General features: G+C 53.1%; 24 protein-coding genes. 13 read left to right on the top strand and 11 right to left on the bottom strand.

Translation table 11 applies throughout. The features are described 5' to 3' along the window. Nucleotides 1–8 precede the first annotated feature (8 nt). From tagH to FD737_RS04450, 4 genes are all read left to right on the top strand, one after another. A complete protein-coding gene (gene tagH, locus FD737_RS04465; RefSeq protein WP_160832813.1) occupies nt 9–1,124 on the top strand; it encodes a type VI secretion system-associated FHA domain protein TagH in 1,116 nt (371 codons plus the stop codon). Continuing rightward, complete coding sequence (locus FD737_RS04460) at nt 1,121–1,897, top strand: PP2C family serine/threonine-protein phosphatase (protein ID WP_160832812.1); 777 nt, start codon at nt 1,121–1,123, stop codon at nt 1,895–1,897. The genes tagH and FD737_RS04460 overlap by 4 nt, the downstream gene beginning before the upstream one ends. A gap of 14 nt (nt 1,898–1,911) precedes the next feature. Then, the gene (locus FD737_RS04455) at nt 1,912–2,862 is read left to right on the top strand and encodes a hypothetical protein (RefSeq protein ID WP_034824256.1); all 951 of its coding nucleotides are present in this window, start codon (nt 1,912–1,914) and stop codon (nt 2,860–2,862) included. 65 nt (nt 2,863–2,927) lie between these two features. Next, complete coding sequence (locus tag FD737_RS04450) at nt 2,928–4,349, top strand: serine/threonine-protein kinase (protein ID WP_160832811.1); 1,422 nt, start codon at nt 2,928–2,930, stop codon at nt 4,347–4,349. Here the strand turns inward: FD737_RS04450 and FD737_RS04445 are convergent, their stop codons facing one another. Next, on the bottom strand, nt 4,350–5,018 hold the full coding sequence (locus FD737_RS04445) for a gamma-glutamylcyclotransferase (RefSeq protein WP_176505715.1): 669 nt from the start codon (nt 5,016–5,018) through the stop codon (nt 4,350–4,352). A 535-nt stretch (nt 5,019–5,553) separates the two neighbouring features. Between FD737_RS04445 and chaA the strand changes: the two genes are divergently transcribed. Continuing rightward, entirely contained in the window at nt 5,554–6,645 is a 1,092-nt protein-coding gene (gene chaA / locus FD737_RS04440) for a sodium-potassium/proton antiporter ChaA (protein ID WP_160832810.1), read from the top strand. A gap of 70 nt (nt 6,646–6,715) precedes the next feature. Here the strand turns inward: chaA and kdsA are convergent, their stop codons facing one another. Genes kdsA through hemA form a run of 6 tightly spaced genes read right to left on the bottom strand, consistent with a single transcriptional unit; the run spans nt 6,716 to nt 12,027 of the window. Continuing rightward, nucleotides 6,716–7,570: a 3-deoxy-8-phosphooctulonate synthase gene (gene kdsA / locus FD737_RS04435; protein WP_034824264.1), complete on the bottom strand. Its 855-nt coding sequence runs from the start codon at nt 7,568–7,570 to the stop codon at nt 6,716–6,718. A gap of 27 nt (nt 7,571–7,597) precedes the next feature. After that, nucleotides 7,598–8,407, bottom strand: coding sequence for an invasion regulator SirB1 (sirB1, locus tag FD737_RS04430; RefSeq protein WP_034824266.1), 810 nt, complete (start codon nt 8,405–8,407; stop codon nt 7,598–7,600). After that, on the bottom strand, nt 8,404–8,802 hold the full coding sequence (locus tag FD737_RS04425; protein WP_097116831.1) for a SirB2 family protein: 399 nt from the start codon (nt 8,800–8,802) through the stop codon (nt 8,404–8,406). The genes sirB1 and FD737_RS04425 overlap by 4 nt, the downstream gene beginning before the upstream one ends. A 14-nt stretch (nt 8,803–8,816) precedes the next feature. Then, nucleotides 8,817–9,647 carry a peptide chain release factor N(5)-glutamine methyltransferase gene (gene prmC, locus FD737_RS04420; protein WP_160832809.1) on the bottom strand — a complete coding sequence of 277 codons (831 nt, stop codon included), beginning with the start codon at nt 9,645–9,647 and terminating at the stop codon, nt 8,817–8,819. Beyond that, the gene (gene prfA, locus FD737_RS04415) at nt 9,647–10,729 is read right to left on the bottom strand and encodes a peptide chain release factor 1 (protein ID WP_034824272.1); all 1,083 of its coding nucleotides are present in this window, start codon (nt 10,727–10,729) and stop codon (nt 9,647–9,649) included. Before prfA ends, prmC begins: the two co-directional genes overlap by 1 nt. Nucleotides 10,730–10,770: 41 nt before the next feature. After that, nucleotides 10,771–12,027, bottom strand: coding sequence for a glutamyl-tRNA reductase (gene hemA / locus FD737_RS04410; RefSeq protein WP_160832808.1), 1,257 nt, complete (start codon nt 12,025–12,027; stop codon nt 10,771–10,773). Between the two features lie 217 nt (nt 12,028–12,244). Between hemA and lolB the strand changes: the two genes are divergently transcribed. The 4 genes from lolB (at nt 12,245) to FD737_RS04390 (ending at nt 16,212) form a co-directional block, all read left to right on the top strand. After that, complete coding sequence (lolB, locus tag FD737_RS04405) at nt 12,245–12,868, top strand: lipoprotein insertase outer membrane protein LolB (protein ID WP_160832840.1); 624 nt, start codon at nt 12,245–12,247, stop codon at nt 12,866–12,868. Continuing rightward, the gene (gene ispE, locus FD737_RS04400) at nt 12,865–13,722 is read left to right on the top strand and encodes a 4-(cytidine 5'-diphospho)-2-C-methyl-D-erythritol kinase (protein WP_160832807.1); all 858 of its coding nucleotides are present in this window, start codon (nt 12,865–12,867) and stop codon (nt 13,720–13,722) included. Before lolB ends, ispE begins: the two co-directional genes overlap by 4 nt. A gap of 137 nt (nt 13,723–13,859) precedes the next feature. Next, nucleotides 13,860–14,807 carry a ribose-phosphate diphosphokinase gene (prs, locus tag FD737_RS04395; RefSeq protein ID WP_034824282.1) on the top strand — a complete coding sequence of 316 codons (948 nt, stop codon included), beginning with the start codon at nt 13,860–13,862 and terminating at the stop codon, nt 14,805–14,807. A 226-nt stretch (nt 14,808–15,033) separates the two neighbouring features. Beyond that, nucleotides 15,034–16,212, top strand: a complete 1,179-nt coding sequence (locus tag FD737_RS04390) for a GGDEF domain-containing protein (RefSeq protein ID WP_160832806.1) — start codon at nt 15,034–15,036, stop codon at nt 16,210–16,212. On the opposite strand, the gene ychH is transcribed toward FD737_RS04390, so the two are convergent. After that, nucleotides 16,204–16,479 (bottom strand): stress-induced protein YchH, encoded by a 276-nt coding sequence (gene ychH, locus FD737_RS04385; protein WP_034824286.1) that lies wholly within the window; start codon nt 16,477–16,479, stop codon nt 16,204–16,206. The two genes, FD737_RS04390 and ychH, sit on opposite strands and share 9 nt — an antisense overlap. 259 nt (nt 16,480–16,738) lie before the next feature. Here ychH and pth point away from each other — a divergent pair, with 259 nt between their 5' ends. From pth to FD737_RS04365, 4 genes are all read left to right on the top strand, one after another. Next, nucleotides 16,739–17,326 (top strand): aminoacyl-tRNA hydrolase, encoded by a 588-nt coding sequence (gene pth, locus FD737_RS04380; RefSeq protein WP_034824288.1) that lies wholly within the window; start codon nt 16,739–16,741, stop codon nt 17,324–17,326. Nucleotides 17,327–17,437: 111 nt separating this feature from the next. After that, entirely contained in the window at nt 17,438–18,529 is a 1,092-nt protein-coding gene (gene ychF / locus FD737_RS04375; protein WP_097116826.1) for a redox-regulated ATPase YchF, read from the top strand. Nucleotides 18,530–18,935: 406 nt separating this feature from the next. Continuing rightward, nucleotides 18,936–19,913, top strand: a complete 978-nt coding sequence (locus FD737_RS04370; protein WP_058960220.1) for a DUF1852 domain-containing protein — start codon at nt 18,936–18,938, stop codon at nt 19,911–19,913. 27 nt (nt 19,914–19,940) lie between these two features. Then, nucleotides 19,941–20,969 carry a methionine synthase gene (locus tag FD737_RS04365; RefSeq protein WP_097116825.1) on the top strand — a complete coding sequence of 343 codons (1,029 nt, stop codon included), beginning with the start codon at nt 19,941–19,943 and terminating at the stop codon, nt 20,967–20,969. Nucleotides 20,970–21,086: 117 nt separating this feature from the next. On the opposite strand, the gene FD737_RS04360 is transcribed toward FD737_RS04365, so the two are convergent. The 3 genes from FD737_RS04360 to FD737_RS04350 all read right to left on the bottom strand — a co-directional run bounded on the left by FD737_RS04360 (nt 21,087) and on the right by FD737_RS04350 (nt 24,503). Then, nucleotides 21,087–22,505, bottom strand: a complete 1,419-nt coding sequence (locus FD737_RS04360) for a 6-phospho-beta-glucosidase (RefSeq protein ID WP_097116824.1) — start codon at nt 22,503–22,505, stop codon at nt 21,087–21,089. Between the two features lie 201 nt (nt 22,506–22,706). Beyond that, complete coding sequence (locus tag FD737_RS04355; RefSeq protein ID WP_097116823.1) at nt 22,707–24,140, bottom strand: 6-phospho-beta-glucosidase; 1,434 nt, start codon at nt 24,138–24,140, stop codon at nt 22,707–22,709. 30 nt (nt 24,141–24,170) lie between these two features. Next, entirely contained in the window at nt 24,171–24,503 is a 333-nt protein-coding gene (locus FD737_RS04350; RefSeq protein ID WP_160832839.1) for a PTS lactose/cellobiose transporter subunit IIA, read from the bottom strand. Between the last annotated feature and the right edge of the window lie 2 nt (nt 24,504–24,505).

The raw sequence follows: 24,505 nt of genomic DNA, 5'->3' as shown, positions 1-24,505 counted from the left end.
GATGACTCATGCAATTTACCATTGTGCAGTGCAATACGGATGTGCCAGCAAAGACGGTTGCTTTTAAACCACCTGGGGGAACCATTGGCCGCAGTCAGGATAACGATCTGGTTCTGCCTGACGAATCGCGCGCCATTTCACGCTTGCAGGCGCTGGTGCATATCTCCCCGGAAGGTGAATGCCGCCTGACCAATCAGGGCAGCGTGACCTCGGTGGTATTGAACGGCGTGGCGCTACAGCGCGGTTCACAAGTGCAATTACAGCATGGTGATGCACTGCAAATCGGCGATTATGGCCTTGAGGTGCGCGATCCGGCCTGCCAGAGCACCCACCAGGATGACCCGCTCACGTTCTTCGCAGACAGCGCTGCCGATCCTCTCGGTATGCAGCAGGCATTCGACAGGGTGCCGGAACCCACTGCGGCGCGTCCGGAGCGCCTGACTGACCCACGCCTGGGTATTGATCCACAAAGTGATGCCCCTTCGGCTCCCGCCACGTTGCCGCATGCCGATCAGGACAAGCTGCTGGCCGCGCTGCTGGAGGGCATGGGATTGAACAATGGCCATCACACGACGATCACCGAAGAGCAGATGCGCGTGACCGGCCGCATGCTGAGCCTGTTCTCGCAAGGCACTGTTGCCCTGCTCTCTTCCCGTTCGATCCTCAAGCGCGGCGTGAAAGCCGATATGACGATGATCCTCAATGAGGCCAACAATCCGTTTAAAATTTTGCCTTCGGGTAAGACGGTATTGATGCAGATTTATCAGAGCCAGATGCCCGGTTTTATGCCGCCAGAAGCGGCAGTGCGCGATGCACTGGTGGATTTGCAGGCGCATCAGCTGGGTATGATCGCTGGCATACGCGCGATCATCGCGGCGATGCTGCAATCCTTCAATCCGCAACGGCTGGAAGAGGAAGCACGTAAAGATGGCGTGTTGCCTAAGCTACCGTTTAACGGCGGGCGTAAAGCGGCCTTGTGGGATTACTTTTCACGCCACTACCAGCGCACTGCCGGTGAAATTGAAGATGACTTCCATACCCTGTTTGGTGAAGCGTTCCTGCATGCGTATGACATGGAAGTGAATCAATATAAAGATTCCCAGACTCGGACCGAAGACGCATGAAAATGATGTTTGCCAGCCGTTGCCAGCAGGGAATGCGCGATGAAAACCAGGATCGCACCGGAGCCGAGCTGGATGAGCACAAAGCCTGCTTTCTGGTTTGCGATGGCGTGGCCGGTTTGCCTGGCGGTGACAAAGCGGCGCAAATCGTGCGGGATACGCTGCTGACCCAGTTACACAACAGCCCGACGTTCACGCCCGAGAGCACTCGTGCAGCGATTGAGCACTGCCAGCAGGTGTTGCTTGAGGAGCAGGGAAAAAATCCGAAATATGCTCGCATGAGCACCACGCTGGCCGCGCTGTTTATTGACCGCGAGACACAGCGCGCATGGTGGGCGCATGCTGGTGACAGCCGGGTTTATCACTTCCGTCATGGGGTGTTGAGTCAAGTGACGCGTGACCATAGTCTGGCCCAGCAACTGCGCGAAGCAGGCTATGAAAATACCGGAATTAACAGTAATTTACTCTATAATGCGCTCGGCGTTGAGCCTGCACGTCCAGCCACCTTTAGTGAAGTGATTTCATTGACGGATGGCGATGCGTTTCTCGTCTGCACCGACGGGTTCTGGCTCAATCTGACCACTCACGAGATGGAACAAGCCCTGCGCATGGTCAATGCCTGCGAAGAGTGGCTGACTTTGATGGAACAAGCCGTTAACCGCAGTGTAAAAAGCGACAATCTCAGCGCTCTGGCCATCTGGATTGGCGAACCGCAGGAAGCGACGCTGCTTTATTCCCAGGCTGATGCGGCACGTTTTCTGCCGACACGTTATTGATCCCAAGGACCCTTATGAAAGTGTGGTTGCCGGGCTTAGCGACCCTGTTGCTGGCTCTAAATGCGCAAGCTGATGATTATCGTGTGGTCTATTCGCCGAGTCTGTCGCTTGAAGTCTACATCGATAATGTGGCCAGCAATTCACCCAACGACTGGTGCAAAGAGACCTTGCCGTTGCGTATTGTTTCCGGCAAAAGCACTGATTCCAGCATTCTGACCAGCTTCCTGCCGCGCGTTGGCACGCTGCTGGCGAATCAATGCGGCACGCTGGATGAAATCCCGTGGCAGATGACCAATAAAGACGGCAGCGTGCTGGCCAACGGCAGCGCAGCAAAATTACAGAACTGGCGACCCATCGTGATTAACGATGCGACCGCCAGTGCCAGTGCCAGCAATGCCGCCCCGCTGGATCTCTCACGCCCGGCAGACAGCACCCCATTGCAGCACTTTACCCTACCAGCGGGTTGTCATTTCCGCACCTCCTGGGACGAAAACGGCGACTCGCTATTTATTCCGGATAACCCGCAGCAGCACTGCTCCACGGATGGCTGGCTTGAAGGCCCGAGTGAATTAACGCTGATGAGTGGTGACAAAACCCGCTCGCTGGCGGTGAATTTCTATCAGGGCTACCCCATTGCCAACCTCAAGCTCAGCGGCCCGGCACTGGAAGTGGTGGCGGTGAACAAACAGCGCATGATCGTGACGCGTCCGGACGCCGAAGAGAGTTGGTTAGTGCTGCCGTTCGATAGCCAGCAACATGTGTGGCGCTTCACCGGCAATCTGCTGATTAAAATGGATAAGACAGCAGGTCAAGACAGTGACACGGTGAAGAGTCGGGTTGAAACCTTACGCGGCGTTTGGTCGTCGCAGTTTATGCCACAGCAAAAAGTGACTGTGTTACTGATTGACACCCTGCATGCGGATCTTGCCGATCCGGCGATTGGTGCCTGGCGTAACATTAATTAATTAGCGGTCGTCGCCTGACGTCAACAGACTGGCAGGCGCTACAGGACGTGTTCAGAGAGTTCACTATGTCGGCAAACGAAAACCACACACCGAATGCCCTGCCTGCGGGTTACCGGTTTAATGAATTTGAAATCAAGGAAGTGATTGGCGGCGGCGGCTTTGGCATTGTTTACCGTGCCTGGGACCATCAACTGGAACGCACCATCGCCATCAAAGAGTACATGCCGGTTTCACTGGCGGTGCGTGCCGCTGACCTGTCGCTGGAGTTGCGTGGCGAGCGCTTCCAGAAACTGTTCAACGCCGGACGTAACAGCTTCATTCAGGAAGCCCGTTTGCTCGCACGTTTTAATCATCCCGGCCTGCTGCACGTGTTGCGCTTCTGGGAAGAGAATGGCACCGCCTATATGGGCACGCTCTACTACAGCGGGATGACATTGAAAGAGTGGCAGGTCACCAGCCCGGACAGTATCGATGAGTCCTGGATTCGTCGGCTGTTACCGCCGCTGTTTGGCGCAATTAATACCATCCATACCGCCGGTTATCTGCACCGTGATATTTCGCTGGATAACATCCAAATCCAGGAAAATCAGCTGCCGGTGTTACTCGATTTTGGCTCAGCGCGGAAGGAGATCGGCAATCTCTCCGATGAAACCGAGATCATGCTGAAGCCTGGCTTTGCCCCGATTGAGCAATACAGCGAAGAGGGTGAAGTTGAGCAAGGTCCGTGGACCGATATCTATGCGCTTGGCGCGGTGCTGCACAATCTGATTACCGGCCATGCGCCTCCGGTTAGCGTGGTGCGCTGCATCGAGGATAACTATCAGCCACTGGTTGAACGCAAGCCAGCAGGCTATTCCCTGCCGCTACTGCATGCCATCGACTGTGCGCTGGCAATGAAACCCGGCGATCGCCCACAAAGCATTGATGCGTTTGCCAGCCTGATTGATTTGCCGGTGAGCGATGTTGAAGCACTGGTCACCACCTTCCCGGTGGCGGTTGAAGCTCCAGCTCCAGCGCCTGAACCCGTCGCCGCTCCGGTGCCTGAACCACAGGTAATGGCGGTGAATCATGCAGCGGCGGCGATTGAACCTGTCACGCCACGCAACGTGCGTCGCCTTTCGCCTGGTCTGGTCGCCGCCGCTGCCATTGCCATTCTGGCCGTGGTGGTGGTGGTGTGGAAAACGAATCGCCACAGTGAAACCGCTTCGATCGCCGCGACACCTTCTGCGTCAGCGCCGGTAGCGAGTCAGAGCGCAGCAGCCAGCGCGCCAGGTATGGCAACCGTCTATCTGCGCTTGCAGGAGGGAGAGAAAGTGCTGCTTAACGGCGAAGCGAAGGACGTGAAACCCACCAGCAGCGGCTTTGCTTCACTCAATCTGGCGGCGGGGAGTTATCGAATTGAAGTGCAAAATGGCAGCCAGGTAATGAGCCAATCACTGACCATTGACAAACCCGGAACCTGGCTGATTAATCCGGTTAAACAGTAGTTAACGCGCTGCAGACTGCTGCAGCGCCCTCACTTCAGCGGCCAGACGCGTCAACGCATCTTCCTGCATGCCGCGTTTACCCAACTCCTGTTCGAGGGAGTAGAGATACTGGGCATTGGTACCCAATGGTCCGCTGGCCTGGGCAATCAACGGTGCGATGGTGCTGCGACAGGAGTCTGCTTCATACAGCGGGTGACGCGGATCCATGATGAATACCAACGCCGTCACTTTGCGAGCATCTTCCAGTTCCAGTTCGCACCAGGTTGGCAGATAACAGCCGGTGATCATCTCGCGCTTCCACAGCAGCTCCAGCTCGTCATGCAACCGCGCTTCGGGTAAACGGAAAGCCAGACCGCTGGTTGCACCGCCTTCTTTTAGCGCCAGCATACGACCGGGCGTCGATACCGTTCCTCTGCCAGCGGTCAGACGCAGACAGAAAGCACGATGCCAGCCTTCGAGTCGTCCGGAAGCCACTTCTTCCGCCTCAAAAACCGGGTTCCACATCAGGGAGCCATAGCCGAAAATCCACACGGGGCTTTGGTCAGGGCGACAAGCCAGTGTGGCAGCGAGTGACGCGGCACGCTTTTCACAGCTCCACAGCAGCGCTTCGTCAATATCGCCAAATGATGTTTTACAATCCGCTTTTAACAGAAATTCCCGGGTTAACAATGCGACCTCCTCTACTGCGCTGACATCCTGTCGGTTCGGCTCCTCAAAGATGATGTCTTACAGGCAACACGCGTTGCGTCGACTTAAGAGAAGACATTAATGCATTTTTAACAAAAGTTTCAAGATTGACCCCGATCACAAAGGGGAAATTCTTTGTAAATAGCATCGGCTGACTGGCAGATAACTTGAACAGAGTGATGACGAAGAAAGCAATGAAATGGCAAACATATACTTTAGTTACACAAGGTTTTTTAAATTCATAAAACTCCGATAAACCGTATTGAAATAAGATTAAAACAGGTATTATTTTATCCTAAAATTACTTTTATCGATTCATAACAAAATGAATAGTCTATGTTATTAGTAGATAATTACTTCTTTTGATGGATTAGAATAAAAAACCTGATTAAGTAAAGTCGCGTAAAAAGCCTGAAACACAACTGTTGAAAAGTTACACTGCGCTGCGTCAGAAAAGTCATTATATTTATCAGGCACTGATCGCCTGTTTTGTTCTTTTTGCCGGAGAGGATGGTGAATGGCTACACATGAGAAAACCCGACATACCGAGTACTCACTGATTTTCCCGATTGTCGCGCTGACGGTGCTGAGCTTCTTTGGCGGTCAGACGGCATTATTGCCGATTATCGGCATCAACCTGCTGGCGCTGGCCGCCATCCTTTGTAGTGCTTTCAGCGTGGTGCGTCATGCTGACGTGCTGGCACACCGCCTGGGTGAACCCTATGGCTCGCTGATTTTGAGCCTGTCTGTGGTTATTCTGGAGGTCAGTTTGATCTCCGCCTTGATGGCCACCGGCGATGCGGCACCTGCGCTAATGCGTGACACGCTCTACTCCATCATCATGATTGTGACCGGCGGTCTGGTGGGCTTTGCGCTGCTGCTCGGCGGACGCAAATTCGCCACCCAATATGTCAATCTGGCGGGCGTTAAGCAGTACATGATTGCCATCTTCCCGCTGGCGATTCTGGTGCTGGTGTTCCCGAATGCGCTGCCAGGCGGTAACTTCACCACGGCTCAGGCGTTGATCATTGCCGCGATCTCCGCTGCCATGTACGGCGTGTTCCTGCTGATTCAGACCAAAACGCACCAGAGCCTGTTTGTTTATGAGCATGAGGATGACGGTGACGATGGCGATCCGCATCATGGTAAGCCTTCTGCGCATAGCTCACTGTGGCACACGGTATGGTTGATCATTCATCTGATCGCGGTGATCAGCGTGACCAAGATGAACGCCAACACGCTGGAGCATCTGCTGACGGAACTGAATGCACCTGAGCAGTTCACCGGTTTCCTGGTGGCGTTGCTGATTCTGTCGCCGGAAGGGTTAGGGGCCATCAAAGCGGTGTTAATGAACCAGGTACAGCGTGCGATGAACCTGTTCTTTGGTTCGGTATTAGCCACCATCTCCCTGACGGTACCAGCGGTGAGCATTATCGCCACCCTGACCGGTCAGCAGCTGATATTTGGTCTTGAGCCACCACATATGGTGATCATGAGTGCCGCGCTGATTCTGTGCCATATTTCGTTCTCAACCGGGCGTACCAATGTGCTGAACGGCGCCGCGCATCTGGCACTGTTTGCCGGCTATTTACTGACAATTATGCTGTAGCGTCTGACGCTCAGATTCAAAGCAAAAAAAAGGCGCCCATCGGCGCCTTTCTTACATCTGGATAACGCAATTAGTTGCTGGTATCCAGTTCCGGGAAACTCTTGACCAGATCATCAATCGCTTTCATCTGCACCAGGAATGGCTCCAGCTTATCCAGCGGCAGCGCGGATGGGCCGTCGCATTTCGCGCTGTTCGGCTCAGGGTGCGCTTCAATAAACAGACCGGCGATACCCACCGCCATACCCGCACGAGCCAGTTCAGCTACCTGCGCGCGACGTCCACCTGAAGCCGCGCCGAACGGATCGCGCGTCTGCAGTGCGTGGGTCACGTCGAAGATCACCGGGCTGTTGTTGGTGACCTTCTTCATCACGTTGAAGCCCAGCATATCGACAACCAGGTTGTCGTAACCGAAATTGCTGCCACGGTCGCACAGGATTACTTTGTCGTTACCGCCTTCCGCGAATTTATCGACAATGTTACCCATCTGGCCTGGGCTAACGAACTGCGGTTTCTTAACGTTGATGACTGCACCGGTTTTCGCCATCGCTTCCACCAGATCGGTCTGACGCGCCAGGAACGCAGGCAGCTGAATCACATCAACGACATCCGCCACCGGCTGCGCCTGTGAAGCTTCATGCACATCAGTGATGATTTTCACGCCGAACGCCTGTTTCAGCTCCTGGAAAATCTTCATGCCCTCTTCCAGACCCGGACCACGGTAGGATTTGATGGAAGAGCGGTTAGCTTTGTCAAAAGAGGCTTTGAACACGTAAGGGATACCGAGTTTGTCGGTCACTTTTACATAGTGTTCGCAAATACGCATGGCGAGGTCGCGCGATTCCAGCACGTTCATGCCACCAAAGAGAACAAATGGCAGATCGTTTGCGACCTTGATATCGCCGATATTTACTACTTTCTGAGTCATGCCCTTTCCTTATTGTCGAGATGACGCTTAGTGCAGCGTCACCTGTTTCTGTTCAATTGCGTGAATCTGCACTTTAATCATTTCGCTGACCGGATCTTCTGGACACTGTTCAACGAAGTAGGTCAAATCGGTCAGCGCGATATGTTCACACTCAAGCTGAGCGTAGATTAACCCCCGATCGCGGATTTCATACGGGTCATCGGGATCAATCTGCAGCAGTACCTGGCTGACGTTTAACGCCAGTTCCATCTGCTTCTCTTCCATCAGTGCCGCTTTCAACGTATCCAGCATTTTACGCATCACGTTGATGGTTTTGGCTTCATCCAGATCATCATTGTAGAGCTTCGCGGTCGGGCTGATATTGCCCTTCAGCCACACTTCCAGCGTATGTGTATCCAGCGTTTCGCCGTTGAAAGGGTTGATCAACCACATTTCACCGTCCAGCCAGTCAGCACGCAGAATCAACTGGGTGGGGAAAATCACCGGGATCAGCGGCAGCTCCAGCTCGTCGGCAATGTGTAACAGAATCACCCCCAGCGATACGGCGGTGCCCTGTCGGCTCTTCAGCACTTTATCGATCCACAGCGCATCGGACAAATTGTAGACGCCGCTGGCGCCACCAAAGCCCCACTGGCGATAAAACAATTCAAGCAGCTTGCCCAGTTGCAAGTCGGCATCCTGTTCGCTGCTGACGTATTCCCGTGCTTCTTCAACTAATGCCGCCAGCTGTTGCTGAACGGATGGCGCAGAAAAATCATTGCGTATGGCGCAGGTTGCGCCAATCACCGCTTCACTCAACGGTGTTTCACTGTAATCAACTAGCTCTGGCGAGGTCATACTATCCCCAATAACGGCATTTTGGTCATCGCCAGCTTAATCACAAACAGCAGTGCTACGATTGCAATCAGACAAGCGATCCAACGTGTCCCCATCTTGCGTGGGCGACGGCTCAATGCCACGGAACCTAAGGCGATGTAGATAATAACCCCTAACAGCTTCTCCGTCAGCCAGCTTCCTTGCGGTGAGAACGGATAAAAGTGCGTAATCACCACCAGCAATACGCCACTGAGCAATAAAAAGGTGTCATTAATATGCGGCGCAATGCGAACCCAGCGGCGCTGCAGCATTGCCGAACCGGTGGTTAGCCAGTAAAAGCGCAGTAAAAACAGACTGATAGTCAGGGCAACCGTCAGCAGGTGAAAATGTTTAATCAGCGGATACCAGCTTGCCATGGTGCTTCCTTAAATCAAAAAAATTGCCCAAGTGTGACGCGCGGATTGCCGCCATAATCGTTAATGCTGCTGACCTGCTGATAGCCGTGCTGCGTCATGATCTCGCGCACAGCTTCATCTTGTTGCCAGCCGTGCTCCAGTAACAGCCAGCCGCCAGACTGCAACCAATGTGGGGCACGGTGAATAATCAAACGCAAATCAGCCAGCCCCGCCTCGTCGGCCACCAGTGCGCTAAGCGGTTCAAAGCGTACATCGCCCTGCTGCAGATGCTCATCGGCGGCGTCGATATAAGGAGGATTGCTGACGATGAGATCGAAACGCTGGGCGGGAATGTCATCGAACCAGTGGCTGAGCTGGAAACGCGCATTGCTGATGTGCAACCGCTGAGCATTCTCTTCCGCCAGCGCCACGGCTGCTGGGATACGGTCGCAGCCCAACACCTGGCAGTCAGGACGTTCACTCGCCAGCGCTAATGCGATAGCACCGGTGCCGGTGCCAAGATCGAGCAAGGAGGACGGTGTTGCGGGAATACGTAAGAGCGCCTGTTCCACCAGCACTTCGGTATCCGGACGCGGAATTAATGTGGCATCATTGACGCGCAACGGCAGCGACCAAAACTCACGCTCGCCCACCAGATGCGCAATCGGTTCGCCTTTCACCCGACGCGCCAGCAGCGCATCAAGTTCGGCAAGCTGAGTAGCGTCGAGTTCATGATCGTCAAACGCCACCAGCCAGCTGCGTGATTTTCCAGTAACAAAACCCAGCAAAATCTCCGCATCCCGTTTCGGGCTGTCTCCGCCACAGAGCGCGACCACTGCGTGCTTGAGCCAGTGGCGAATCATCATCAGTCTTGTCCAGCCAGCGCGGCCAGCTGATCGGCCTGATACTCCTGCACAATCGGCTCGATCAACGTATCCAGCTTCCCTTCCATGGTTTCATCCAGGCGGTACAGCGTCAGGTTGATACGATGATCGGTAACACGACCCTGCGGGAAGTTGTAAGTGCGGTTACGGTCCGAACGGTCGCCGCTGCCCAACAGGTTGCGACGGGTTGAGGCTTCTGCCGCATTACGCTTGGCGGTTTCGGCGGCATGAATACGCGCACCCAGTACCGCCAACGCTTTGGCTTTGTTTTTGTGCTGGGAACGTTCGTCCTGACACTCCACCACAATACCGGTGGGCAAGTGGGTAATACGAATCGCTGAGTCGGTGGTGTTAACGTGCTGACCACCGGCACCTGAGGAGCGGAAGGTATCGATTTTCAGGTCGCCCGCGTTGATTTCCGGCATTTCTGCTTCCGGCAATTCTGGCATCACCGCCACGGTGCAGGCAGAGGTATGAATACGGCCCTGAGATTCGGTTTCCGGGACGCGCTGAACGCGATGACCGCCGGATTCGAATTTCAAACGACCGTAAGCGCCTTCACCATTAATTCGGGCGATAACTTCTTTGTAGCCGCCGTGCTCGCCTTCGTTGGCGCTAATGATCTCGACCTGCCAGCGGCGTGCTTCGGCATAACGGCTGTACATACGGAACAGATCGCCTGCGAAAATTGCCGCTTCATCTCCGCCGGTTCCGGCGCGCACTTCCACAAAGCAAGAACGTTCATCATCAGGGTCTTTTGGCAGCAGCAGCACCTGAAGCTGTTGTTCCAGCACTTCACGCTTCTCACGCGAAATTTTTAACTCTTCGTTAGCCATTTCACGCATTTCAGGATCGTCGAGCATCATTTCAGCTGTTTCGATATCTTCCTGCACCTGCTGCCAGTCGCGGAAGCAACGGGTCACATCGGTCAACTGTGCATATTCGCGTGATAAGGCGCGAAAACGTTCCTGATCGCCAATGACGCCGGCATCGCCCAGCAACGCTTCAACTTCTTCGTGGCGTTCCTGGAGGGCTTCCAGCTTGGCAACAATAGAGCTCTTCATGTAATAGAGGGTATCCCAGTGATAGGTCGTGACAGACCAGATTACTCTAAACCGAGGCTGTCACGTAAGATCTGCAGGCGTTCGTTGTCGCCATCGCGCGCGGCCTGCTGCAGTGATTTGGTTGGTGCATGAATCAGACGGTTGGTCAGCTTGTGCGCTAACTCTTGCAAGACTTTCTCGGCATCCGCGCCCTGACGCAGCGCGGCAATCGCACGCTCCTGCAACTCGGCACGCACGTCGTCCGCCTGTGAACGATATTCGCGAATAGTGTCGCCCGCGCTTTGCGCACGCAGCCATGCCATAAATTCGCCACTTTCCTGCACAACTATGCTTTCGGCCTGGACTGCAGCGGCTTTGCGTTGTGCCAAATTCTGCTCGATGATCGCTTGCAGATCATCGACGCTGTACAAATAGGCGTTCGCCAGCTTACCCACTTCAGGTTCGACATCACGCGGTACGGCGATATCCACCAGCAGCATCGGCTGGTTGCGACGTGCTTTCAAGGCGCGCTCCACCATGCCTTTGCCAATAATCGGCAGCGGGCTGGCAGTAGAAGAAATAATGATATCCGCATCGGCCAGACGGGTTTCAATATCACCCAACCCAATCACTTCTGCGCCCACTTCATCGGCCAGCAGCTGCGCACGCTCGCGGGTGCGGTTGGCAATCATCAACTTCTGCACTTTGTGTTCACGCAGATGACGCGCCACTAACTCGATGGTTTCCCCGGCGCCCACCAGCAACACGTTGACCGTGCTGAGTGATTCGAAGATTTGACGCGCCAGAGAACAGGCGGCGAAGGCGACAGAGACCGCGCTGGCACCGATTTCAGTTTCGGTGCGCACGCGTTTAGCGACGGAGAAGGTCTTCTGGAACATGCGCTCCAGCTCGCTGCTTAGAGCATGGTCACGCGAAGAATCAGCATGGGCCTTTTTAACCTGGCCGAGAATTTGCGGTTCGCCCAATACCAGCGAATCCAGACCGCTGGCAACGCGCATCAGATGGCTGACGGCGGCGTTGTCCTGATGCCAGTAAAGGCTGGCTCGGACATCCTCTTCACGCAGATCGTGATACTCGCACAACCAGCGCACCAACCTCTCCTGCAAATCTGTCTGCTGCTCTACGCTGAGATAGAGTTCAGTACGATTACAGGTTGAGAGCACCACACCACTTTGAACCATCGGCTGGGACAACAGGCTATTCAGAGCCTGATCCAGCGTGTCTGGCAGAAACGCAACGCGTTCGCGCAGCGCAACAGGTGCGGTTTTGTGGTTGATTCCGAGAGCAAGCAGCGTCATGGTGATTCGGGTTGGGATGTCCCAATATTTGTCAGGGCTTTGTGAAGCGCATTCTACAAGATGCCACAGATCAAGAAAAGCCATACAAAGGCTATGACTGTAATAAGATTAAACTGATCGTGCGCAATTATCCTTACATCGGCATTGACGGCGTAGTATTGGATGGTTAGCGTTATCGGTTACGAAGTAAAAACGTGTCTGAGGAGACGACCACGTGATGCATTTGCCCCCGCGCAAGCTGTTGCGCCTTTTGCCCCTTGCCAGCGTATTGCTGGCTGCTTGTAGCATCAACAAACCACAAGGTCCTGGCCCCAGCACCACCTCACCGCAATGGCAGCAGCATCAACAAGCCGTTGAGAAAATCACCCAATATCAAACGCGTGGCGCTTTTGCCTATCTTTCCGATAAGCAAAAAGTCTATGTGCGCTTTAACTGGCAGCAAACCGCCGCCGATCGCTATCGTCTGTTGTTAACCAATCCGCTGGGCAGTACCGAATTGCAGCTGGATGCGCAGGGTTCGGTGGTGCAAATCGTCGATAACAAAGGCAAGCGCTACGTGAGCAATGACGCTGAGAAGATGATTTCACAGTTGACCGGCATGGATATTCCGCTGGCGAATCTGCGTCAGTGGATGATGGGTCTGCCGGGTGATGCCACGGATTATCAGCTCAACAGCAGCTATCAGCTGCAGAGTGTGAATTACAGCCGTAATGGCCAGCAGTGGAAAGTGAACATCTCTGATTATGACAGCAAGGTCAATCCACCGCTGCCGGCCAACCTGGAACTGACAGAAGGTGGTCAGCGTATCAAACTGCGCATGGATAGCTGGACCACGCAATGATCACCACCTGGCCTGCTCCGGCAAAACTGAATCTGTTTCTCTACATTACGGGCCGTCGCGCTGACGGCTACCACAATCTGCAAACGCTGTTTCAGTTTCTTGATCACGGCGACACGCTTGAGATCACGCCTGACAGCAGTGGGAAGATTACGCTGCTGACGCCGTTAGCGGGCGTCGCCGATGACGATAACCTGATCGTGCGGGCGGCGCGGATGTTACAGCAAGCCGCGGTCGTTCGCGGTACGCTGCCCGAAAACGCGGGTGCGGAGATAGCCCTGGAAAAACGTCTTCCGATGGGCGGCGGACTGGGCGGCGGTTCATCGGATGCCGCGACCGTGCTGGTGGCGCTGAACCATTTATGGCAAACCGGGCTTAGCGTGGATGAGTTAGCCACCCTTGGCGTGCAGCTTGGTGCTGATGTTCCGGTGTTCGTGCGTGGGCACGCCGCCTTTGCCGAAGGGGTTGGCGAGCAGATTCAGCCTGCTGAACCGGAAGAAAAATGGTATCTGGTGGCACATCCTGGTATTAGCATCGGCACGCCGGATATCTTTCGCGATCCTGACTTGACGCGCAATTCACCGATACGCACATTAGATGAACTGTTACAGCATCCTTTTCACAATGATTGTGAAGCTGTGGCAAGAAAACGTTTTCGCGAGGTTGATGCGCTGCTTTCCTGGCTGCTAGAATACGCGCCGTCGCGCCTGACCGGGACCGGATCTTGTGTATTTGCTGAATTTAGCACCGAATCCGCTGCTCGTCAGGTGCTGGAGCTTGCCCCGAAATGGATTTGCGGATTTGTGGCGCGCGGGCTTAATATCTCGCCGTTGCAACGCACCCTTTCCGGGCTCTAAGCGTTTGCGTGACAGTGCCATCCTGTTCCTGGCACTGCACGTGACGCATTAACACACCCGTATGAACGACTTCAAAAGTATTCGCCGGTTACTTTTGAAACGTTCATTCTCTGGACGCCAAGCCTGAGGTTCTTCTCGTGCCTGATATGAAGCTATTTGCTGGTAACGCCACCCCGGAACTAGCACAACGTATTGCCAACCGCCTTTACACTAGCCTCGGAGACGCCGCTGTCGGCCGTTTCAGTGATGGTGAAGTAAGTGTACAGATCAACGAAAATGTACGCGGTGGTGATATTTTCATCATCCAGTCCACCTGTGCCCCCACCAATGATAATCTGATGGAGCTGGTTGTGATGGTCGACGCGTTGCGTCGGGCTTCTGCTGGTCGTATTACTGCTGTTATCCCTTACTTTGGTTATGCCCGTCAGGACCGCCGCGTGCGTTCTGCTCGTGTGCCTATCACCGCCAAAGTGGTTGCCGATTTCCTCTCCAGCGTGGGTGTTGACCGTGTTCTGACGGTTGATCTGCACGCCGAACAGATTCAGGGCTTCTTCGATGTCCCGGTTGATAACGTGTTCGGTAGCCCAATCCTGCTGGAAGATATGCTGCAGATTGGCCTGGAAAACCCGATTGTGGTTTCTCCGGACATCGGCGGCGTCGTGCGTGCGCGTGCTATTGCTAAGCTGCTCAATGACACTGATATGGCTATCATCGATAAACGTCGCCCGCGTGCGAACGTTTCTCAGGTGATGCACATCATCGGTGACGTGGCAGGTCGTGACTGTGTACTGGTCGACGATATGATCGACACCGGCGGTACGCTGTGCAAAGCAGCTGAAGCGTTGAAAGAGCGCGGCGCGAAACGTGTCTTCGCTTATGCGACTCACCCCATCTTCTCTGGCAACGCGGTCGAAAACCTGCGTAAGTCAGTGATCGATCAGGTTATCGTATGCGACACCATTCCGCTGTCAGACGAGATGAAAGCCCTGCCAATCGTGCGTACCTTAACGCTCTCTGGCATGCTGGCCGAAGCGATTCGCCGTATCAGTAACGAAGAGTCCATCTCCGCAATGTTCGAACATTAATACATTGCATGAAACCGGGCCCCGCGCCCGGTTTTTTATTCCCAACAATCCGCTTCATTTACCGATTAAGCCGCTCTCGCTACAGATATTTTCGCGATAAATTTCGTTAAAACTCGCTATTCTCCCTGCCTTACACTCTTTTCATTCGACTCGCGATGCTGCACTTTAGCGGGCCATTGATTAGTGGTATTTTTCTCCACACTTTTTTCTGAGAACTCCGACCACTATGACTCTCGACATTTACACACTATTTGTTTGCGAGCTCTATGTGCTGGGTTTTTTGAGCATTATTTTGGTGTTCGCCTGGGTGGGTGCGCAGTACGATCGCGTGCTGGGGTTCACTACGCTGGCGCTCACATTGACCCTGACAGCGGTGTTTCTCAGCAGTCTGCGCAGTGCTGGATTTGTTTTTCTTCCCATCGCTGTCGGCAACGTGGTGATGATGCTGGCCTATGGTAATCTGCTGAACGCTTTTCGAGCATTCTGCAATAAACCTCTCGGATTCAGCTGGTTAGCGGCTGCATTGTTATGGGCCATTCTCTGCGCGTTCCCGCAGTTTTACGCCAGCCAACCTAAACGCGTTTTAGTCATATGTCTGCTTTGCATTATTTACACCGGTGCCCTGATTCGCCTGTTATGGCAATCGCGCGATGCACTGCAGGTGACCTTTTGGCCGGCGCAGATGTTGCTGTGGATCCATCTGCTGTTTCACGTGGCGCGTATATTCCTGGATGATGCCATCGCCACCCCGGTGCGCGGCGCGATAGCCGGTTCCAGCTTTTTGGTGTACGTGATTCTTGAATCCATTCTGTTTGTGATTGGCCTGACATTTACCATTCTGGCGATGGTCAATGAGCGCACGCAGATAGCTCACAAACGGGCCTCGCTTCACGATCCCCTGACCAGCGTCTGGAATCGTCGCGCCCTGTTCGAGCAAGCCGATAGATTAGTGTTACGCAATACGCGCAATCCGCAGCCATTGGTTTACTCGGCCGTGCTGTTTGATCTTGACCATTTCAAAGGCATTAACGATCGTTACGGCCATCTGCAAGGTGACCGCGTATTAATCGATTTTTGTCAGGTGGTGCAGGCGTTGCTGCCCGCAGAAGGTCATTTTGCCCGTCTGGGCGGTGAAGAGTTTGCGGCGATTCTGCCGGGCAATAGCGAGGATGCAGAACGGGTGTGTGAGCGTATCCGTCTGGCGACACAGCTGTCGCAGCCCAACGACGTCTGCTATACCGTGAGTATTGGCTATGCTACCGCTAACCATCGCGATCACACCTTCCCGATTTTACTCGGCCTGGCGGACGAAGCGTTATACCGTGCAAAAGCCAGTGGCCGTAACCGCGTCGAACGTTATTTCGTGCAGTTACAGCCGGTGCAGGAAGCTGCTCTCTTAATGTGAAGAATGATTGCGGCGGCAGCGTTTGTCACCGTAATGGCGTAACCAGAAGTAGCGGTCTTCGACACGCTCACGTCCGCTGACGCGCGCCCCTACCAGCCACAACAGTGCTCCGACAAAGATGCTGAACATGGCACCATGCGCGAGGAATTGCGGCAGGTTTAACGCAGGCAGCTGATTAATAATGGAATAGCCGACGCCTAATACCATCGTCAGTAAACCTAAACACATCAGGCCATTACCTAAATAGCGGCATTGTTGACGTTTCATGATTCACCTCCATCCTTATGAAAAAGCAAAACAGCACGTATGGTTAACTTGTCATAAGTTTAGGCAATGACTGCCGGTTAAGTTGCGTACAGGATCACACATCCTTCACAATCTCTGACATTTCTTTACGGCCAGAGGCTTGATTTAGATAGAAATTGATAAGTCACGCAGAGGTATCATCTGTACTCAGCACCCTTTGTCATCGCCGCTTGCAGGCAGTAAACTATCGCCCTTTCCGCAGCAAGACAGGATAAACATCGTGAGCAGCATTAAACTGATTGTGGGGCTGGCCAATCCCGGCGCTGAATACGCCGCAACGCGCCATAACGCAGGTGCCTGGTATGTGGATTTGCTGGCCGACCGGAACAATCAGTCATTGAAAGAGGAGCCGAAATTCTACGGCTACACTGCACGCCTGTCACTGGCGGGTGAAGATGTCCGTTTGCTGGTGCCCACTACTTTTATGAACCTGAGTGGCAAAGCGGTTGCGGCAATGGCGACCTTTTATCGCATCGCACCGGAAGAGATTTTAGTGGCACACGATGAACTGGATCTGCCTCCTGGCATCGCCAAATTCAAACAGGGCGGTGGTCATGGCGGGCATAACGGTCTCAAAGACATCATCAGCAAGCTTGGCAATAACAATAATTTCCATCGCCTGCGGGTTGGCATCGGTCATCCCGGCGATCGCAATAAGGTTACCGGCTTCGTGTTAGGCAAACCGCCTGCCAGCGAGCAAAAACTGATTGACGATGCCGTGGATGAAGCGGTGCGCTGCACCGAACTGTGGCTGAAAGAAGACAAAATCAAGGCGATGAACCGCCTGCATGCGTTCAAGGCTGGCTAAGCCCAATTCCCGCGCTGCAGAAGGCAATTCTGTGTATAATGCGCGAAATTTTTTGAATCTGTCGGCGCTGCCAGCCAGTGCCGTACACTCAGTGAGAAAGGTAATCAGACCATGGGATTTAAATGCGGTATTGTGGGCCTGCCGAACGTCGGTAAATCCACCCTGTTCAACGCGCTGACTAAAGCGGGTATCGAAGCAGCCAACTTTCCGTTCTGCACCATCGAGCCTAACACCGGTGTGGTGCCAATGCCCGATCTGCGCCTCGATCAGCTGAGCGAAATCGTTAAGCCACAGCGTGTTGTGCCGACCACCATGGAATTCGTCGATATCGCCGGTCTGGTAAAAGGCGCATCCAAAGGTGAAGGCCTCGGTAACCAGTTCCTGACCAACATTCGTGAAACCGAAGCTATCGGTCACGTGGTGCGCTGCTTCGAGAACGACAATATTATTCACGTTTCCGGCAAAGTGAATCCGGCGGAAGATATTGACGTCATCAACACCGAGCTGGCGCTGTCCGATCTCGACACTTGTGAACGTGCTATTCAGCGTTGCCAGAAGAAAGCCAAAGGCGGCGACAAAGATGCTAAAGCTGAGCTGGCTGCATTAGAGAAGTGCCTGCCGCACCTGTCCGAAGCGGGCATGTTACGCGCGCTGAACCTGGATGCAGACGAGAAAGCGGCCATTCGCTACCTGAGCTTCCTGACCCTGAAGCCCACCATGTACATCGCCAACGTCAACGAAGACGGTTTTGAAAACAACCCGTATCTTGATCAGGTGCGTGCGATTGCAGAAGCCGAAGGTTCAGTGGTGGTGCCGGTATGCGCAGCCGTTGAATCCGACATCGCTGAGCTGGATGACGAAGAGCGTGACGAGTTCATGGCGGAATTGGGTCTGGAAGAGCCGGGTCTGAACCGCGTGATCCGTGCAGGTTATGCCCTGCTCAACCTGCAAACTTACTTCACCGCTGGCGTGAAAGAAGTACGTGCATGGACCATCCCAGTGGGCGCGACCGCGCCACAGGCTGCCGGTAAAATTCATACCGACTTCGAGAAAGGCTTTATCCGTGCGCAGACCATCGCGTTTGATGACTTTGTCACCTACAAAGGTGAGCAAGGCGCGAAAGAAGCCGGCAAGATGCGCTCAGAAGGTAAAGAGTATATCGTGAAAGATGGCGACGTGATGAACTTCCTGTTCAACGTCTAATCTTCAAGTCGATGATTTGACCCTGTTGAATTAAATTCAGCCAAAAAAATCCACGCCTGGCGTGGATTTTTTATTTCCCATTAGGTAAATTCTTCCGCGTCGCCTCCGGGCGTGTTGACCATCACTTCACTTTTGTCGCTGGTCTGGCCCATCTTCACCGCTCGCTTTTCCGCAAAAAATCCCCCTTCTGACCACCCTGCTTCAGAGTGTGAACCCGATCATGAAATTGGCTCATGCAGGTTTGAAGTTTAATCACTTTCAATCACTGAGTGACTCTGGCATAAAATTCGCATTGTTATTGACTTAAGACAATGTGAAATCTACCGCAGGTGATAGGCCGAAGTATCAGGTCTACCCGCCTAAAGCCGGAAAGGTTTTGCAGCTGAAATCAGGATACCCGAGCATCATGAGCAACGATTTTGCATTTTCAATTAAGAGCAGCGTTTTCGATGAGAACTACAATCCATCTGAAAATACGCGCATCACCACGAACTTTGCTAACCTGGCACGTGGAACCCATCGCCAGCAGAATTTGCGCAATGCCTTAATGATGATGAACAACCGTTTCAACTCTCTGGCGCACGCGGACAACCCAAAAGGCGATCGTTATGCCGTTGAGCTGGAAATCATTTCTGCGGAAATTGATATTGAAGGCAATGGCAAAACCTTCCCGGTGATCGAAATCCTGAAAACCAATATTGTTGATCGCAAAACTCAGCAGCGTACCGATGGCATCGTAGGCAATAACTTCTCGTCTTACGTGCGTGATTACGATTTTAGCGTGCGTCTGCTGGCGGCCAATAACAATAACTCTGGTTTCAGCCTGCCGGAAGGTTTCGGTGATCTGCACGGCAATATCTTTAAAAGCTTCGTCAACTCGGCGGCTTATCAGGAACGCTTTAATAAAAAGCCAGTGATCTGCCTGAGCGTATCCAGCAAGAACACCTATCACCGCACTGACTATCAGCATCCGGTATTGGGCTTTGAATATCAGCAAGATGAGCTGTCTCTCACCGACCATTACTTCGGCAAAATGGGATTGCAGGCGCGCTACTTCATGCCTGAAAACAGCGTCGCGCCATTAGCTTTCTATTTCACCGGTGACTTGCTGAATGATTACACGGATCTGGAACTGATCGGCACCATCAGCACTATGGAGACGTTCCAGAAGATTTACCGCCCGGAAATTTACAATGCCAACTCTGCCGCAGGCCAGTGCTATCAGCCAAGCCTGACACATGGCGACCATTCATTAACGCGCATTGTTTACGATCGAGAAGAACGCAGCCGGTTGGCAATTGAGCAGGGGAAGTATACGGAAGAGCACTTCATCAAACCCTATCAAGACATTCTTGAGCAGTGGTCTGCACATTACGTTCTTTGATTAAGCCAAAATAAAAGGTTATTGATTATGAAATTGTTATTACCTACTTCAACGGCAGGAAGCTTACCGAAACCGGCCTGGCTTGCTCAACCTGAAACGCTGTGGTCGCCATGGAAATTGCAGGGTGATGAATTAGCCGAGGGCAAAAGAGATGCCCTGCTGTTATCCCTGCAGGATCAGCAATTGGCGGGTATTGATATCGTCAGTGATGGCGAGCAAACGCGCCAGCATTTCGTCACCACCTTTATTGAGCATCTCAGCGGCGTTGATTTTGAAAAGCGTGAGATTGTGAAAATTCGCAATCGCTATGACGCCAGCGTGCCGAGCGTGATCGGTGAAGTAGTACGTAAAAAGCCGGTGTTTGTTGAAGATGCTAAATTCCTGCGCCAGCAAACCAAACAACAGATCAAGTGGGCTCTGCCAGGCCCAATGACCATGATCGATACGCTTTATGATGGTCACTACAAAAGCCGTGAAAAACTCGCCTGGGAATTTGCCAAAATTCTTAACCAGGAAGCCAAAGAGTTAGAAGCAGCCGGTGTTGATATTATTCAGTTTGATGAACCCGCATTTAATGTGTTCTTCGATGAAGTGAATGACTGGGGCATTGCCGCACTGGAAAGAGCCGTTGAAGGTCTGAAGTGCGAAACCGCCGTGCACATTTGCTATGGCTACGGCATTAAAGCGAACACCGACTGGAAAAAGACCCTCGGCACTGAGTGGCGTCAGTACGAAGAAGTGTTCCCTAAACTGCAAAAGTCTTCTATCGATATCATTTCACTGGAGGCGCAGAATTCGCGCGTGCCAATGGATCTGATTGAGCTGATCCGTGGCAAAAAAGTGATGGTCGGTGCCATTGATGTGGCGACCAACACTATTGAAACTGCGGAAGAAGTGGCTGATACCTTGCGTAAAGCACTGCAGTTTGTCGACGCCGATAAGCTTTATCCTTCTACTAACTGCGGTATGACGCCACTGTCGCGCCGTGTTGCCAGAGGTAAGCTGGAAGCCTTGAGCGCAGGTGCTGCTATCGTACGTAACGAACTCACCGCGTAATGCTGATCCACTCACCGCCCAACAAGACGGTGAGTGCTTTTCTCGGTGCCCAGCGATGTTCAAACGGGCACCGTCTACAGTCTCCTTCCTGCCTCATTCGATCCTGATAAAACCTCATCACGCCCTATGCGCGTGCGCTTGCCTGTCGGCCAGTAACTGATCGACGAAGGTAACGATCTCCGGTTTGGTCTGCTCAATCTCCGCAATTTTGCTGGCAAACTTCGGCAAATAGCCTTTATGGGCATACAACAATTGATCCAGCACTTTGATCGCCGTGTCGCCCGCCGGAATCAGCGGATTAATGGTGAAAGCGTGTAATGCCGCACCGTAATCTCCAGTAACGGCGGCTTCAATCACTGTTTCCTCCATGGCTTTCATTAACTGAATCATGCCGCGCGCCGCAGGCGGTAACGCTCCCCAACGCAGCGGTTCTGCGCCATGAGAAGTGATGGCGGCAGTGACCTCCACCACGCAATCAAACGGTAAATCGGCAATCGCGCCATTATTGCGCGTTGAGACCACCATTAATTTTCCACTGTTATTTTGAATTGATGCAATGAGATCGCAAGCCGCATCGCTGTAATGCGCCCCGCCCCGCTGACTTAACTCTTCAGGCTTGTAGTTAAGATTGACGTCTTTATATAACTCGAACAGCCGCGCTTCGGTTTTCTTCACCACTTCAGCGCGGGTTTCATACTGTTCGAACTCTTCGATGGCATGAGCGAGCATCGGTTCCTGCAAATAGTAATAGCGGTGATAACCACAGGGCAGCAGGCCGAGATGTTTTACCTGATCGTAGTTAAACGGAATCTGATGAATATTTTTCAGTCCTTCATCGCTTGTTTCCTGCTGGTCTGGGGAATAGATTTTATCAATCAGTTCTGCGGTGCGTTCATTGCCCTGCTGATCCCAGACGCGATGCCAGTGGAAATGGTTAAGCCCGGCAAATTTGAAATAGAGATCGTTCTCTTCCGCACCGAGCACGCTGCATGCCTGAGTGATATGGCCGAACGGCACATTGCACAGGCCAACGGTTTTTTCCCACTTGCCATATTTAATCGCCGCTTCGGTGACCATACCTGCCGGATTAGTGAAATCCACCAGCCAGGCGTTTGGGCACAATTGACGCATATCCTCGATAATATCGAGAATCACCGGCACCGTGCGAAACGCTTTAAATATCCCGCCCGGGCCGTTAGTTTCCTGGCCCAGTAAACCATTGGCTAATGGAATCACTTCGTCTTTTAAGCGTGCATCCAGCAACCCCACGCGGAACTGGGTGGTCACGTAATTCGCATCCTTTAACGCTTCCTTGCGATCGAGAGAAAGATGCACCTGCCAGTCGAGTTTGGCAGCCGCGATCATGCGTTTTGCCATACTGCCAACGATTTCCATCTTCTCTGCGCCGTCCTCAATATCGACCAGCCACAACTCGGCAATCGGCAACTGCTCCTGACGCAGGATAAGCCCTTCAATCAACTCAGGCGTATAGCTGGAACCCCCACCGATAGTGACAATCTTGATCTTATTTGGCATAGGATATAACTCCGTTTGGTTGCAATCAGGTTAGCAGAAGCGCCGTTTCAGGCAGCATCAGGCCTCACCGCATGGATGATATTTTTTCCTGGTTCGGGTTCATGTTATTTATTCAGCCTGCCTGCGCAGGCTGGAAAGGATATTCATTGCCGAAGAGAGGACAACTCTGATTAATCCGGGTTTCCTGCCCGGGCATTGCAATTAAAGCGCTTCACCCTGCGAGGCGATGACCTTTTTATACCAGGCAAAACTCTTTTTCTTCGAGCGCGAAAAATCGCCGGTTTGATCGTCATTACGGTTTACGTAGATAAAGCCGTAGCGTTTGCTGTATTGGCCGGTGCCAAAAGAGACACAGTCGAGACAGCCCCAGGGCGTGAAGCCCATTAAATCCACGCCATCTTCCAGTACGGCTTTTTTCATTTGCTCGATGTGTTCACGCAGGTAGGCAATACGATAGTCATCATTGACCTCGCCGTTGGCCTCACGTTGATCGACGGCGCCAAACCCATTTTCCACAATAAACAGCGGCTTCTGATAACGCTCATACAGCGCATTTAGTGTGTAGCGCAGGCCAACGGGATCAATCTGCCATCCCCAATCTGACGCCTGCACATGCGGATTTTTTCGGCTGCCGGGGAATGCTTCGAGTGCGCTGTCCATGCGGGTCGCGCTGGCATACTCCACGGCGTTACTCATGTAATAGCTAAAGCCGAGATAGTCGGTGCAGCCTTCTCGCAGCGTTTGTGCATCTTCCGGCGCCATCTCAATGTGGAATCCGCGCAGTTCCCACTCTTTCAAAATGTAGGAAGGATAGGCACCACGCATGTGCACATCGCCAAACAGATAACGTTCCTGCATCGACTTTTGCGCATACATTACGTCATCAGGATGGCATGACCACGGATACAGCGGCACCATCGCCAGCATGCAACCGATCTTGAATTCAGGATTGATTTGATGCCCCAGCTTCACCACTTTGGCACTGGCCACAAACTGATGATGCAGTACCTGATACATCACCTCTTCCGGATTTTCATGATCGGTGAAAATCACGCCTGAGTTGCTGTAGCCGAACAGCGGTCGGCGCCAGTTACGCTGGTTGTTGATCTCGTTAAAGGTCATCCAGTATTTCACTTTGCCTTTGTAGCGCTTCATCACCACTTCGCTATAGCGCACAAAGAGATCGATCAATTCACGATTCAGCCAGCCGCCATACTGCTGCACCAGATGCAATGGCATCTCGAAGTGCGACAGCGTAATCACCGGTTCGATGCCATATTTGAGCAGCTCATCAAACATGTCGTCGTAGAACTGCAGGCCCGCTTCGTTAGGTTGTTGCTCATCGCCTTTCGGGAAGATGCGTGTCCAGGCAATCGAGGTACGGAAACACTTAAAACCCATCTCGGCAAACAACGCGATATCGTCTTTGTAGTGATGATAAAAATCGGTGGCCTGATGATTGGGGTAGTGTTTCCCCTCGACAATGCCATCGGTAATTTCACGTTCAACGCCATGCGCTCCGCCCGTCAACACATCGACGATGCTCGGCCCTTTACCGCCTTCGTTCCATCCACCTTCAACCTGATGCGCGGCAACGGCGCCGCCCCATAAAAAATCAGCCGGTAACTGAGACATAATCCATCCTTTCATGTGATTAACTGCGTCTTACTGCAAGTGGGTTTTTGATAACTCCTGCACCTGACGATGCAGATAGATCAGCTCTTCAACTAAATCGCGACACAACATAGCGTTCATCAGATGATCCTGCGCATGCACCATAATCAGGTTGACCGGAATTTTGCCGCAGCCTTCATCCGCACCGATTAACGCGGTTTGAATTTTGTGGGCTTCGCGCGCGGCATCTCGTGCACTTGCCAGCAACGCATCGGCTTCCTGCCAGTTGTGTTTTCGGGCCGCTTGCAGTGCCTGCATCGATGATGAACGGGCTTCCCCTGCATGAATGATCAGCTCCATCACCGTGCTTTCCATTTCCTGCATCT

This window comes from Pantoea sp. Seng (assembly GCF_009829935.1).
Classification (GTDB): Bacteria; Pseudomonadota; Gammaproteobacteria; order Enterobacterales; family Enterobacteriaceae; genus Pantoea; species Pantoea communis.
Note: the sequence above shows the minus strand (reverse complement) of the source record. Positions and strands in the feature narration are given on the sequence as shown.